Annotated in this window: 9 protein-coding genes; 5 read left to right on the forward strand and 4 right to left on the reverse strand. The window is 73.4% G+C overall.

Annotated features, from left to right (window positions below):
- The first annotated feature begins 1 nt into the window (after position 1).
- From JNK12_12750 to JNK12_12770, 5 genes are all read left to right on the forward strand, one after another.
- On the forward strand, positions 2–2,866 hold the full coding sequence (locus tag JNK12_12750) for an ATP-binding cassette domain-containing protein (GenBank protein ID MBL8776801.1): 2,865 nt from the start codon (positions 2–4) through the stop codon (positions 2,864–2,866).
- The gene (locus JNK12_12755) at positions 2,866–4,254 is read left to right on the forward strand and encodes an ABC transporter substrate-binding protein (GenBank protein MBL8776802.1); all 1,389 of its coding nucleotides are present in this window, start codon (positions 2,866–2,868) and stop codon (positions 4,252–4,254) included. Before JNK12_12750 ends, JNK12_12755 begins: the two co-directional genes overlap by 1 nt.
- Before the next feature lie 216 nt (positions 4,255–4,470).
- The gene (locus tag JNK12_12760) at positions 4,471–5,796 is read left to right on the forward strand and encodes a DUF1298 domain-containing protein (protein MBL8776803.1); all 1,326 of its coding nucleotides are present in this window, start codon (positions 4,471–4,473) and stop codon (positions 5,794–5,796) included.
- A gap of 28 nt (positions 5,797–5,824) precedes the next feature.
- Positions 5,825–6,862, forward strand: coding sequence for an SDR family NAD(P)-dependent oxidoreductase (locus JNK12_12765; protein ID MBL8776804.1), 1,038 nt, complete (start codon positions 5,825–5,827; stop codon positions 6,860–6,862).
- Positions 6,859–7,374, forward strand: a complete 516-nt coding sequence (locus tag JNK12_12770) for a nuclear transport factor 2 family protein (protein MBL8776805.1) — start codon at positions 6,859–6,861, stop codon at positions 7,372–7,374. Before JNK12_12765 ends, JNK12_12770 begins: the two co-directional genes overlap by 4 nt.
- Here JNK12_12770 and JNK12_12775 read toward each other — a convergent pair.
- The 4 genes from JNK12_12775 to rhaI all read right to left on the reverse strand — a co-directional run bounded on the left by JNK12_12775 (position 7,355) and on the right by rhaI (position 13,755).
- On the reverse strand, positions 7,355–8,572 hold the full coding sequence (locus JNK12_12775; GenBank protein MBL8776806.1) for an alpha-hydroxy-acid oxidizing protein: 1,218 nt from the start codon (positions 8,570–8,572) through the stop codon (positions 7,355–7,357). The two genes, JNK12_12770 and JNK12_12775, sit on opposite strands and share 20 nt — an antisense overlap.
- Positions 8,573–8,577: 5 nt before the next feature.
- A complete protein-coding gene (locus JNK12_12780) occupies positions 8,578–10,107 on the reverse strand; it encodes a rhamnulokinase (protein ID MBL8776807.1) in 1,530 nt (509 codons plus the stop codon).
- A 457-nt stretch (positions 10,108–10,564) separates the two neighbouring features.
- Entirely contained in the window at positions 10,565–12,592 is a 2,028-nt protein-coding gene (locus JNK12_12785) for a bifunctional aldolase/short-chain dehydrogenase (GenBank protein ID MBL8776808.1), read from the reverse strand.
- Positions 12,589–13,755, reverse strand: a complete 1,167-nt coding sequence (rhaI, locus tag JNK12_12790; GenBank protein MBL8776809.1) for an L-rhamnose isomerase — start codon at positions 13,753–13,755, stop codon at positions 12,589–12,591. The genes JNK12_12785 and rhaI overlap by 4 nt, the downstream gene beginning before the upstream one ends.
- Positions 13,756–13,780 lie beyond the last annotated feature (25 nt).

Raw genomic sequence — 13,780 nt, forward strand, 5'->3', positions numbered from 1 at the left:
CGTGGTCCTGGCCGCGGCGGGCTGGTTCACCCGCCAGCTGCTCTTCGACGGGTTCGTGGACGGGCTGGTCTACGGCCTCCTGGCCATGGGCATCGTGCTGGTCTATCGGGCCACGCGGGTCATCAACTTCGCGGTCGGCAACCTCGGTCTCGTCGGTGCCGCGCTGTTCGCGCTCATGGTGGTCCAGTACCGGTTCCCGTTCTGGATCGCCCTCGGTCTGGCCCTGCTCATCGGCACCGCCTTCGCTGCGGCGGTCGAACTCGCCGTCATCCGTCGGCTCTTCGACGCGCCCCGCGTCATCGTGCTCGTAGCGACCATCGGCATCGCGCAGCTCGCCCTCGCCGTCGTCACCGCCTTCCCCGACATCGAGGACCGCCGCGCCCGGTTCCCGTTGGCCATCGGTTCCGATCGCGAGATCGCCCAGATCCGGGTGACGGGCGCCCAGCTCGCCGTCCTCGTCGCCGTCCCCGTGGTGGCGCTCGGGCTCACGTGGGTCCTGAACCGGACCACGCTCGGCAAGACGGTCAAGGCCGCCGCGTCGAACCCCGATCTCTCGCGTCTCTCGGGGATCAACCCCAAGATCGTCTCCACCGGCGTGTGGGCCCTCGCCGGCCTGGTGGCGACCGTGTCGATGATCCTGATCGCGGGGGACGACGGTTCGGTGACGGACTTCGTCACCCTGGGCCCGAACACGCTCGTGCGTGCATTGGCCGCGGCCGTCATCGCGGGCATGACCTCGTTCCGCCGGGCGCTGCTCGCCGGGGTCGTCCTCGGCGTCGTCCAGGCGCTGCTCGCGTTCAACTTCCTGGACCAGGTCGGCCTGATCGACTTCCTCGTGTTCCTGGCGGTGCTGGTGGCGGTGTTCTTCCAGAGCCGCCAGGGCGAGCCCGATCGCTCGGTGTTCTCGTTCACCCCCCGGGTCGCGCCGGTGCCCGAGCACCTGCGCGGCCTCTGGTGGGTCCGCCACCTCGACCGGCTCTTCCTCGTCGCGGCCGGCGTCGCGGCCGTCGCGCTGCCCCTCGTGGTGACCGCCCCCTCTCGGCACCTGCTCTACACGACGGTCCTGGCCTTCGCCCTGTGCGCGACGTCGTTGACCGTCCTGACCGGCTGGGCGGGCCAGCTCTCGCTCGGCCAGATGGCCTTCGCCGGCATCGGTGCGCTCACCGCCGCCGCCCTGACGAGGGGGCTCGCCCTGCACTGGGGCGACCTGACCGTGATCGAGATCTACGCGATGCCGTTCGCGCTCTCGATCGTGATCGCCGGCCTCGTCACCGCGGTGCTGGCCGTGGCCATCGGCGCCGGCGCGCTCCGGGTCCGCGGCCTGCTGCTCGCCGTGACCACGTTCGCGTTCGGGCTGGCCGCCCAGCAGTACCTCTACCGCCGGCCGCTCTTCGTCGGCGAGGGCGGCTCGACCGTCGCCTTCCCCCGTGGCGACCTCCTCGGCCTCGACCTGGCCTCGCAGCGCACCTACTACTACGTCGTGCTGGCGGTGCTGGCCCTCGCCCTCGCCGTGCTGGGCCGACTGCGGCGCAGCGGCATCGGACGCACCACCATCGCCGTCCGGGACAATGCGGACACCGCCGCCGCCTACACCGTGCCGGCCGCCTCGACGAAGCTGCGGGCCTTCGCCATCGCCGGCGGGCTGGCCGGGATCGGCGGCGCCCTGCTCGCCGGCACCATCCAGGCCGTCCCCTTCACCGAGCGGTTCTTCCGGGTGGAGGACTCGCTGGCCCTGGTCGCGATGGTCGTGATCGGCGGGCTGGGCTCTCTGAGCGGCGCGATTCTCGGGGCGATCTGGGTCGTCGGCCTCCCGGCCTTCTTCCCGCAGCAGGAGCTCGTCCCCCTCGTGACCTCCAGCGTGGGACTGCTCGTCCTGCTCCTCTACTTCCCGGGTGGGCTCGCTCAGATCGGCTACTCGACCCGTCGTGCCCTGCTGGCGTGGGTCGAGCAGCGGGTCCCGGCCCCGCCGCCGAAGTCGACCCCCGCCCGACCGAGCCTCCACCGGGAGCGCGCGCGGCCGCCGGCCGGGGACACGCCCGCCGTCGGGCCCCTCGCGGCCACGGACGTGCGCGTCCGGTTCGGTGGGATCGCCGCGGTGGACGGCGCCTCGATCGAGGTGCGCGAAGGCGAGGTCGTCGGCCTCATCGGCACGAACGGCGCCGGCAAGTCCACCTTGATGAACGCGATCGGTGGTTTCGTCCCCAGCACCGGCCGGGTGGAGATCCTCGGGCGGGACGTGTCCCGCCTCAGCGCCGCCAAGCGGGCGTCGCTGGGGCTCGGGCGCACCTTCCAGTCGGCCACCCTCTTCCCCGAGCTGACCGTGCGGGACGTGGTGCTCGTCGCGCTGGAAGCGCGGGGCCGCTCCCGACTGCTGGGCGCCGCCCTCGCGCTGCCCGCGGCCCGCCGCCGCGAGCGCACCGCGCGTGTCGAGGCGGCCGAGCTCATCGACTTCCTCGGGCTCGGCCGTTACGCGGATCGCTACGTGGCGGACCTGTCCACCGGCACGCGCCGCATCGTCGAGCTCGCCGGCCTGCTCGCCCTCGATGCCCGGCTGCTCTGCCTCGACGAGCCCACCGCGGGCGTGGCCCAGCGCGAGACCGAGGCCTTCGGCCAGGTCATCGGGGAGATCCGGGCCGAGCTCGGCGCCTCCGTGCTCCTCATCGAGCACGACATGCCCCTGATCATGGGCATCAGCGACCGCGTCTACTGCATGGAGGCGGGCCGGGTCATCGCCGAGGGCCCGCCCGCCGCCGTCCGCGAGGACCCGGCGGTGATCGCCAGCTACCTCGGGACCGACGAGCGCGCCATCGCCCGCAGCGGCGCCGCGGCCCCCTCGACCTCCTCCGTCCACGACCTCAGCACCTGATGCAGCACGTCAACCACACCGTCCACCAGATCGGGAGTCCCATGCGCAAGTACCTCGTCCTCGTCCTCGCCGGCGTGCTGCTGGCCGGCGCCTGCTCGGTCGGCGGCAGCGACGACGACGCCGCCACGACCACCACGGCGGGGTCCGGCTCGGACAGCACCGCCACCACTGCGGCGACGGCCACGTTCCCGCCCGACGACCGCTCGACGGGGGTGACCGCCGACAGCATCAAGGTCGGCATCCCCTACGTCGACCTGGCCTCCCTCGGTGACGTCATCGACATCGACCACGGCGACTACGAGGCCGCGTACACCGCGATCATCGACGACATCAACGCCGGCGGTGGCATCAACGGGCGCCAGATCGACCCGGTGTTCGCGCCTGTCCTGCCCGTCGGCACCGCGCCCGCCGACGAGGCCTGCACCAAGCTGACCGAGGACGAGCAGGTCTTCGCCGTCGTCGGATTCGCCATCGACGACGCGCCGCTCTGCTACGTGAACGCACAGCACGACACCCCGCTCATCAACAGCGGTCCCATCACCGACGCCCGCCTCGCCGACGCCAAGGCCCCCTGGTTCAGCGTCGTGGCCAGCCAGGAGCGGGTGAACACGACGCTGATCGACGCGTTCGCCGCCGACGGGGTGTTCGACGACGCCACCGTCGGCGTCGTCGCCATCCCCGAGGACCAGGCGACCATGGACGACGTGACCGTGCCCGCGTTGGAGGATGCCGGGGTGACCGTCGCGGACACGGCGGTGATCGACGCGCCCGCCGACGACCAGGCCGCCGCGCAACAGCAGGTGGGCGTCATCGCGGAGCGCTTCGACGCTGCGGGCATCGACACCGTCGTCACGGTCGGCAACGCCGGCCTGCCGACCGCGCAGGGCTTCGAGGTGACGGACTACCGCCCGCGCCTGGTCGGGACCGGGTTCGAGTCGCTCGCCACGTACGTCGGTGGCGAGGCCGGCTTCGACGAGACCGTCATCGCCGACGCAATCACCGGCGGCTACGCGACGTCGGGCGTCCAGGCCGACGAGCAGGACATGCAGGAGTGCGCCGGCCTCGTGGAGGAAGCGACCGGGACGACGCTGCCCGACCCCGCCGACATCGAGGCCGGCGATCCCGAGCCCTATGTCTCGGTCTTCGCGGCGTGCCTCCAGCTCGGCCTTTTCGAGGCGATCGCCACCGCCGCCGGCGATGACCTCAACAACGGCACCTTCGGCCAGGCCGGCTACGACCTCGGCGAGGTCGACCTCCCCGGCGACGGTGGGGGCTCGACCTACGGGCCCGACTCGCTCGACGGCGACATGCCGATCTACCTGTTGCGCTTCGACGCCGACGCCGGCCGGTTCGTCAGCGACACCGAGGCCACCCCCACCGACGGCTAGCGCGCACGGCCGCTGCCGCCGACCCTCGGGCGAGGGCCGGCGGCGGCCGCCCTCGTCGGAGGGGTCGGGTCCGTTGACGGGCCGACAGCGCTCCTGGCGACCGGTCGATAACAACGTTATGGTGACGCCGAAGGGGCCGTCCCCGGGGGGAAGAAGCGACGTGGGTCATCGAGGTGTCGTCCATCGGGAGCACGCGGACGTGTTGCGCAGGTCCCGATGATCCGGCTCGACGGTCCCGACCTCTTCCAGCTGCACCAGGAGCGCCCCGACCAGCCCACGCACACGCTCAAGGTCGCGCTGCTCGAGCGGGCGGTGGACGATGCGGCCGTCGACGCCTGGGCGGCCGAACGGCTGACCGGGCTCCCGCCGATGCGCTGGGTGCTCGCCGGGCCCCGCTGGGCCCGTCCGGTGCTGGTCGACGGTGGTCCGCCGAACCTCGCCCACCACGTCAACCACGCAGCCCTGCCCGGGCCGGGTGGGGAGGCCGAGCTCCGCGCCGCACTGGCAACGCTGTGCGCGGGGCCGCTCGACCGCGCCGAGCCGCTGTGGCACCTCACCCACCTCACCGGCCTGGCCGGCGGGCGGAGTGCCTTGGTGTTCCAGGTCCACCACCTGCTCGCCGACGGCGCCGCGAGCGTCGCGCTCTGGGAGGCACTCGCCGACGGGTCGGCGGCGCCCGTCGCTCCGGCGGCACAAGGTGCCGCCTCGCCGTCCCGGGCACAGGACGCACTCCGGGCCGGCGCGGGGGATCTCGTGAAGCTGCCTGGTCGGGTGGGTCGTTTCCTGGGCGCCTCCCGCCGCCAGGTCGCGGACGCCGAGCACGGCCCCGCCCAGGTGTTCGCCGGCCCGATGACCTCCTTCAACGGCCCGCCCGAGGCGGCGCGCGCCTGCGCCTTCGCGACCCTGGCGCTGCCGGACCTGCAGGCGGTCCGAGCCGCGAGCGGCGCCACCCTCACCCAGGTCTTCCTCACCGTTGCCGGCGGGGCCATCCGGCGTCTCCTGGTCGAACGTGGTGAGACCCCCGACGCCGGGCTCACCGCCACCGTGCCGACCGCGCTCCCGGACCGCAGGCACGACTACGGCAACGCGGTGACGACGCTCTACGTGGCGCTGCACTCCGAGATCGAGGGTCCGGCGGCCCGCCTCCGAGCGGTCGGGGCCAGCCTCGGAGCGACCCGCGGCGCCACCGACGTCGACCCGCGCGTCCTGCCGGACCTCCAGCGCTACCCCCGCCTCTACGGCGGTCTCGTCAGCTCGATGGAGTGGGTGGCCGCCCGCAAGGGCCGTCCGGCGTACAACGTCATCGTGTCGAGCGTCCGCGGGCCGCAGCCGTTCTCGCTCATGGGTGTCCCGGTGGTCGAGCTGCGCTCGCTCGGCCCGCTGTCGGGGCACCTCGGCCTCAACCTGACGGGGTGGAGCTACGGCGACGACTTCATGGTCGGCATCCACAGCACCGCCTCGGCCGGCGCCGACCTCGATCGGCTCGCGGCGCTCCTCACCGACGAGTTGGACGCGCTCCGACGAGAGGTCGGCACCGCATGACCGTCGGGGCGCAGGGGGAAGCGGCGTCGTGAAGGTGCTCGTCACGGGGGCATCGGGCTTCGTCGGGGCCCACAGCGCGGCGGCGTTACAGGCCGACGGGCACGAGCTGCGGCTCCTCGTCCGCAGCCGGGACAAGGCCCGCCGCATCGGCGCCGCCGTGGGAGTGACGGATCCCGAGCTGGTCGACGGCGACATCACCGACGCCGCCTCGGTCCGGGCGGCGCTCACCGGTTGCGACGCCGTGCTCCACGCCGCCGGGGCGGTGTCGGTCGAGCGCAAGCACGCCGCCGAGTCGCTCGCGGTCAACCAGGCCGGCGCCGAGCACGTCCTCCGCGAAGCCGCCGAGCTCGGGCTGGCCCCGATCGTGCACGTCTCGAGCACCAGCGCCCTGGCGCCGGGTGCCGGCCCGTTGCGGATCGACGCGCCGGTCGCGGAGAGCGTCGGCTACGCCGCCTCCAAGGCGGCCGCCGAGCACGTGGCCCGAGAGCTCCAAGCGAGAGGCGCGCCGCTGCACATCACCTACCCCGCGGGGATCGTCGGCCCCGCCGCCGGCGAGGCATTGGGGGAGACGTCGCGCGGCATGGCCCGCTTCGTCGCCGGTGGCTTGCTGCCCACCCGGCATGCCTCGCTGTCGGTCATCGACGTCCGTGACGTCGCCGAGATCCACCGACGGCTGCTGGCCGGCATGGCGACCCCCGAGCAGCGGGTGATGTGCGGAGGGACCCGGCTGAGGATGGTCGACCTACAGCGCGAGGTGGGCGCGCTGACCGGGCGTCGTTACCCGATCGCGCCGCTGCCGCCGGCGGCCCTCCGCGGCATGGGCCGGGCCGTGGACCGGCTCGCCGCCCGGCTCCCCATGGAGCCGGCCCTCACCGAGGAGGCGATGACCCTCATCACCGAGTGGCAGGGCACCGAGGACAACGCCCGCACCGGGCTCGGCGTCACGTACCGACCGATCGCCGAGACCCTCGAGACCGCACTCGACGCCTGGCTGGCCGCCGGGCTGCTGACCACCCGCCAGCGGGGCACACCCCGCCGGCCCGACTCCAAGAGGAGCACCCCATGACCGCAGTCGACCAGCCCGACCAGCCCGACCAGACAGGTCGCGCCGCCGAGGTCCAGGCCGCGCTCGAGCACTACCTCGCGGTGCGCGAGCGACTCGACCGCGGCGAGGGCGACTGGGCCGAGTTCGCCGAGATGTTCACCGAGAACGCCGTGTTCGTCGACTGCGCCTGGGGGCGGGTCGAGGGCCGCGACGCCATCGCGCAGATGTTCCGGGAGGCGATGCCCGGCGTCGACTTCACCTTTCCCGTCGACTTCAGTGCCGTCAATGGCGACTGGATCATGGTGAAGTGGCGCCAGGTGCTCCCGGGCACGCGACCCGACGGACGGCCCTACGAGCAGTCGGCGGTGTCGACCATCCGGTACGCCGGCGACGGCCTCTTCGACTACGAGGAGGACCTGCTCAACATGGTCCACGCCATGGAGGACGTGGTCGAGTCCGGGTGGCAGCCGGGCCCGGACTTCACCGCGCCCCCGCCGAACCCGAACCGGGACTTCAGCCCGCCGCCGCGCTGACCGTCAGCAGCTGGGCGTCGAGATCGTCCACCGTGGCGGCGCCGAGCAGGCTCATGGTGCGGACCACGTCGGCGTGGAACCACTCGAGGACGCGGTCGACGCCGCGTTCGCCGGCCGCGCCGAGGCCGTAGAGGTAGGCCCGGCCGGCCATGGCCGCGGTGGCGCCGGCGGCGACGGCCTTGACGATGTCGCTCCCACGGCGGACACCGCCGTCACAGATCACCTCGGTGCGGTTGCCGACGGCGTCGGCCACGGGAGCGACGAGGGGGAAGGTGGCGGGCGCTCCGTCGAGCTGTCGTCCGCCGTGGTTGGAGAGGGCGACCGCGTCGACGCCCCGCTCGGCGGCGAGGACCGCGTCCTCGACGCCCTGGATGCCCTTGACCACGATGGGCCCGTCCCAGATCGTGCGGAGCCAGTCGATGTCCTCCCACGAGAGGGTGGGGTCGAACTGGGCGTTGATGTAGTCGGAGAGCGTGACGGGTGAGGCGCCGTCGCCCACGCCGCGACCGACCACGTTGGCGAAGCGGATGGGCTCGCCCCGAACGAAGTCCAGGGTCCAGCCGGGGTGGCGGGCACCGTCGAGGATGGTCCCCGGGCCGATCATCGGGGGCAGGGAGAACCCTCGGCGGACGTCCCGCTCGCGACGGCCGAACACGGCGGTGTCCACCGTGAGCACCAGCGCCTCGTAGCGGGCGGCGGCGGCCCGCTCGACCATCTCCTGCACGAGGCCGCGGTCGCGCCAGGCGTAGACCTGGAACCAGAGCCGCCCGTCGCTCACGGCCCGCACCTCCTCGATGGAGCGGGTGCTGAGCGTGGACAGCGTGTACGGGACGCCGGCGCGTTCCGCGGCGCGGGCGACGGCGAGCTCGCCGTCGGGGTCGGCGATGCGGGTGAACCCGGTGGGGGCGAGGACCAGCGGCAGTGCCGCGTCACGACCGAGGATCGTGGCGGCCGGGTCGACCCGCTCGATGCCCCGGAGGACCCGGGGCCGGAAGGCCACGTCGGCGAACGCCTGCTGGTTGGCGGCCATGGTGTGTTCGTCCTCGGCGCCGCCGTCGATGTAGTCGAACACCCCACCCGGCAGGCGCCGCCGGGCGATGCGGCGCAGGTCGGCCACCGACGCCGCCCTGGCCAGGCGGCGCTCGAGCCGGTCGGTCTCGACCCGCTTGAAGCGGATCACCGAGCGCAGGGTCTCGATCGTCCTCACGACGGGTCGTACCGCCGGAGCGGGGTGGAGGCGGCGATCTGGGCCCGGATGTCGTCGAGGCCCGCGGGCAGGGCGCCGGCGGCGCGGGCCTGGACGACGACGTTGCCGAGGGCGGTGGCCTCGACGGGGCCCGCGATCACCGGGCGGCCGGTGGCCTCCGCGGTGAGTCGGCAGAGCAGCTCGTTCTGAGCGCCGCCGCCGACGACGTGGACGACGTCGATCTCGCGCCCGGCGATGCGGACGGCGTCCTCGAGGGTGCGGGCGTAGCCGTCGGCCAGCGAGTCGAGGATGCAGCGGACGGTCTGCGGCGGGTCGAGGTCGGCGCCGCCCACGGCGGTGGCGATGCGCTCCGGCATGCCGCCCGGGGGGATGAAGGCGGGGTCGTCGACGTCGATGCGGGGCCCGCCGGCGGGGAGGGCGGCGGCGGCGGCCAGCAGCGCGTCGAGGTCGTCGCGGGGCCACTCCCGGAGGCACTCCTGGAGCAGCCAGAGCCCACCCACGTTGCGCAGGAACCGCGTGCGCCCGTCCACCCCGGCCTCGTTCGTGAAGTTGGCCGCCCGGGCCGCCTCGGTGAGCACCGGCTGGTCGAGCTCGAGGCCGACGAGCGACCACGTGCCGCTGGCGATGTACGCGAAGCGGTCGGTGGTGGCTGGCACGCCGACGACCGCGGAGGCGGTGTCGTGCGAGCCGACGGTGACCACCGGCGTGCCGTCCGCCGTCGTGCCCCGCCGCGCCCCGGGTGGCTGCAGCGGGGGGAGCAGCGAGGCCGGGACCCCCATCCGGTCCAGGAGCTCGGCCGACCAGTCGCGAGCGCGGGCGTGGAGCAGCCCGGTGGTCGAGGCGTTCGTGACCTCGGTGCCGAGGTCGCCGGTCAGCCAGTAGGCGAGCAGGTCGGGGATCAGGAGCAGGTGGGCGGCCCGACCCCAGAGGGGTCCGCGCTGCTCGGCGGCAAGCTGGTAGATCGTGTTGAAGGGCAGGAACTGGAGTCCGTTGACGGCGAAGAGCTCGTCGGGCGGGATGCGGCGGTGGACGTCGTCGATGACGTCGGCGGTGCGGTCGTCCCGGTAGGCGACCGGGTCGGCGAGGAGCTCGCCGTCGGCGTCGAGCAGCCCGTAGTCGACCGCCCAGGTGTCGATGCCGATCGACGCCGCCTCGGGGACCAGGGCGAGCCCGGCCTGCACCTCGGCGTGGAGGCGGCGGATGTCCCAACGCAGGTGCCCGTCCCGCTCGACCACCCCGTTGGGGAAGCGGTGCCGCGCCTCCAGCTCGATCCGACCGTCCTCGTGCACGGTCCCGGCCATGACCCGTCCGCCCGACGCCCCGAGGTCGACCGCGGCGAGGACGCAGATCTCGCTCACGCCGGGACCAGTGCGGGGGCGCGAAGAACAGACAAAGGCGCTTTCGAGGGAGCGCAGCACGCAGCCGGTCGACCTCGACCCCCGTGGCCACGTTCCGTGACCGAAGGCCGCCGCGACAGGGCCGGGCGACCACCGCCGACCTGTTCTTTGACGGGTTGACCGCGCCATGCGCCGGCGCCGTCAAGTGGACAAAGAACGAGAGTGCGGCCCGATGGGTGACCACCGTGCGTGGTGAAGGGGCGAACCCGGCCGCCGATCGGTTCAACGACCCCTTGAAGAGCAGCTGTTCGGCCCGCAACCGAGCGCGCGGGGTTGCCGCCGACCGGCGCCGGGTGCGCCTGGCTGTCGTCGGTCGGGGCCGAGGGCGCAGGGCTGCCGCCGACTGGCGCCACGTCGCCTTCGAAAGCAGCTCTTCCGCTTGGCCGCAAGCGGGCCGAGCTGCCGCCGACCGGCGCCACGACCCCTTCAAGAGCCGCTCCTCCGCCCAGCACCGAGCGAATCGAGCCGCCGCCGACGAACCTCGGCCGCGGGAGCCCCCGATCCGGGACCACGGTGACGGCGTGGACGGCGTCAGCGTTTCGCCGGAAGCAGGACCCGGGCGCCATCGTGACCGCCGGCACGATCGTCAGCGGAGGAAGGCGGCGGCGACGCCGGCGTCGACCGGAATCAGCAGGCCGGTGGTGTGGCTGAACTCGTCGGAGCAGATCGCCGTGACGGCGCTGGCCACGTGCTCGGGCAGCACCTCGCGCTTGAGGATCGTGCGCTGGGCGTAGAAGGCGCCGAGCTCGTCCTCGGGCACCCCGTAGACCGCAGCCCGCTGGGCCCCCCAGCCGCTGGCGAAGATGCCGCTGCCCTGCACCACGCCGTCGGGGTTGATGCCGTTGACCCGGATGCCGTGCTCGCCCAGCTCGGCGGCGAGGAGGCGCACCTGGTGGGCCTGGTCCGCCTTGGTGGCGCTGTAGGCGATGTTGTTCGGGCCGGCGAAGATCGCGTTCTTGGAGGCGATGTAGACGATGTCGCCGCCGAGTCCCTGGTCGACCATCGCCCGGGCGGCGGCCTGCGCCACCAGGAAGCTGCCCTTGGCCATCACGTCGTGCTGGCGGTCCCAGTCGGCCTCGGTGGTCTCGAGCAGCGGCTTGGAGACGGACAGGCCGGCGTTGTTGACCACCAGGTCGACACCACCGAAGGCCAGGACGGTGGCGTCGACCGCCGCCCGCACGGCGTCGGCGTCGGTCACGTCCACGGCGACCCCGACGGCCACGTCGGTCGAGCCGAGCTCGGCGGCCACCGCCGCGGCCTGGTCGGCGTCGAGGTCGGCGATGACGACGCACGCACCGTCGGCGGCGAGGCGGGCGGCGATGGCCCGGCCGATGCCGCTGGCCGCACCGGTGACGAGCGCGATCCGGCCGGCGTGGCGCTTCGGCTTCGGCAGGCGCCGGAGCTTGGCCTCCTCGAGGGCCCAGTACTCGATGCGGAACTTCTCGGCCTCGCTGATCGGGGTGTAGGTGGATACCGACTCGGCGCCCCGCATCACGTTGATGGCGTTGACGTAGAACTCGCCGGCGACGCGGGCGGTCTGCTTGTTGGCGCCGTACGAGAACATGCCGACGCCCGGCACCAGGATGATCGAGGGGTCCGCGCCCCGCATCGCCGGCGAGTCGGGGGCGGCGTGGTGCTCGTAGTAGGCGGTGTACTCCGCCCGGTACCGCTCGTGGAGGGCGACGAGCTCGTCCTCGGTGCTGCCGGCGGGGACCACGAGCGGCTTGATCTTCGTGCGCAGGAAGTGGTCGGGGCAGGAGGTGCCGAGGGCGACCAGCCCGTCGAGCTTCTCGCGTGACAGGAAGTCGAGGACCACGTCGGTGTCGGTGAAGTGCCCGACCACCCGCTGGTCGCGCGAGGCGATCGCGCGGAGGCGCGGCGCCAGCCGGGCCGCCTCGGCCCGGCGGTGCTCGGGCGACCGCGGAGCGCGCACGGTCACGACGGGCCCGAACGGCTCGGCGTCGCCGTGCGCGTCGAGGTGGGCCTGGGCGGTGTCGATGATCCACCGGCTGTTGGCCTCGGCCTCGTCGCTGGTCGCCCCCCAGGCGGTGATGCCGTGCCCGCCGAGGATCACGCCGATCGCCTCCGGGTGGGCGTCGTGCACGGCGGCGATGTCGAGCCCGAGCTGGAAGCCCGGCCGGCGCCACGGCACCCACACGACCCGGTCGCCGTAGATCTCCTTGGTGAGCTGCTCCCCGTCGGCCGCCGTGGCGATGGCGATGCCGGCGTCGGGGTGCAGGTGGTCGACATGGGCGGCGGTGACCAGCCCATGCATGGCCGTGTCGATGGACGGCGCCGCGCCGCCCTTGCCGTGGCAGCAGAAGTCGAACGCCGCCACCATCTCGTCCTCGTGCTCCTCACCCCGGTACACGTCGACGAGGGCGCGCATGCGGTCGAGGCGCAGGACCGCGAGGCCGTCCTCGGTGAGGGTGCCGAGGTCGCCGCCGGAGCCCTTCACCCAGAGCAACTCGACGTCGGCGCCCGTGGCGGGGTCGCGGTCGACGCCCTTGGCCGAGGTGTTGCCGCCGGCGTAGTTGGTCGTGGTCGGGTCGGCGCCGAGCCGGTTCGACCGGGCGAGGAGCGCCTCGACCTGGGGGTGCGCCACGGTGCTCACGCCCCCCAGCCGGCCTGGGCGCCGCCGACCCGCTCGGCCGCGATCCGCTCGGCGTACCCCGAGGCCGCGTAGGCGGCCATCGGGTCGGCGGGCAGCCCCCGACCGGAGCGCCACTCGGCGAGGTCGCCGCGCACGTCGGTGTAGAACGCGTCCATCAGGACCTCGTTCCCCGCCAGCACGTCGCCGGCCGACTCCGCGTCGGCGAGTGCCGACCGGTCCACGAGCAGGGCCCGGGCGGTCATCTCCTGGACGTTCAGCACGGAGCGGATCTGGCCCGGGATCTTGGCCTCGATGTTGTGGCACTGGTCGAGCATGAAGCTCACCTCGCTGTCCACGTCGTAGCCGCCGCCGCGCACCACCTCGAACAGGATGCGGAAGAGCTGGAAGGGGTCGGCGGCCCCGACGATCAGGTCGTCATCGGCGTAGAAGCGGGAGTTGAAGTCGAACGCCCCCAGCCGACCGAGGCGCAGCAGCTGCATCACGATGAACTCGATGTTCGTGCTGGGTGCGTGGTGACCGGTGTCCAGGCACACCACCGCCCGCTCGCCCAGGGCCAGGCACTGCACGTAGGCGGTGCCCCAGTCGGGCACGTCGGTGGCGTAGAAGGCGGGCTCGAAGAGCTTGTACTCGAGGACGAGGCGCTGGTCGTCCCCGAGGCGCTCGTAGACCCGGGCCAGCGAGTCGGCCAGGCGGTCCTGGCGGTCCCGCAGGTCGCCCTGGCCCGGGTAGTTCAGCCCGTCCGGCAGCCAGACCTTCAGGTCGCGCGAGCCGGTCACGTCCATGATGTCCACGCACTCGAGGCAGTGGGCGAGGGCCTTGGCCCGCACCCTCTCGTCGGCGTGGCAGAGCGACCCGAGCTTGTAGTCGTCGTCCTGGAACGTGTTCGTGTTGATGGTGCCGAGGCGCACGCCGCGGTCGGCGGCGTGCCGGGCCAGGTCGTCGTAGTCGTCCACGCGGTCCCACGGGATGTGCAGCGCGACCGACGGGGCCAGGCCGGTGTGGCGGTGGACCTCAGCGGCGTCGGCGACCTTCTCGTACGGGTCGCGGGGCACCCCCGCCTGGGCGAACACCTTGAACCGGGTGCCTGAGTTCCCGAAGGCCCACGACGGCAGCTCGATGGCCTGATGCTCCAGGTCGGCGCTGATGTCTGCGAAGGTGGCCATGTCCCTCCCGAGGTCCTCGACGAGG

Source organism: Acidimicrobiales bacterium (genome assembly GCA_016794585.1).
Classification (GTDB): domain Bacteria; phylum Actinomycetota; class Acidimicrobiia; order Acidimicrobiales; family DATDAH01; genus JAEUJM01.

Bases quoted from the DNA above. Each gene is read 5' to 3' on its own strand.
- JNK12_12760 (MBL8776803.1), top strand. From the start codon at position 4,471: ATGATCCGGCTCGACGGTCCCGACCTCTTCCAGCTGCACCAGGAGCGC.
- JNK12_12770 (MBL8776805.1), top strand. From the start codon at position 6,859: ATGACCGCAGTCGACCAGCCCGACCAGCCCGACCAGACAGGTCGCGCC.
- JNK12_12755 (MBL8776802.1), top strand. From the start codon at position 2,866: ATGCAGCACGTCAACCACACCGTCCACCAGATCGGGAGTCCCATGCGC.
- rhaI (MBL8776809.1), bottom strand. From the start codon at position 13,755: ATGGCCACCTTCGCAGACATCAGCGCCGACCTGGAGCATCAGGCCATC.
- JNK12_12780 (MBL8776807.1), bottom strand. From the start codon at position 10,107: ATGGCGCGGTCAACCCGTCAAAGAACAGGTCGGCGGTGGTCGCCCGGC.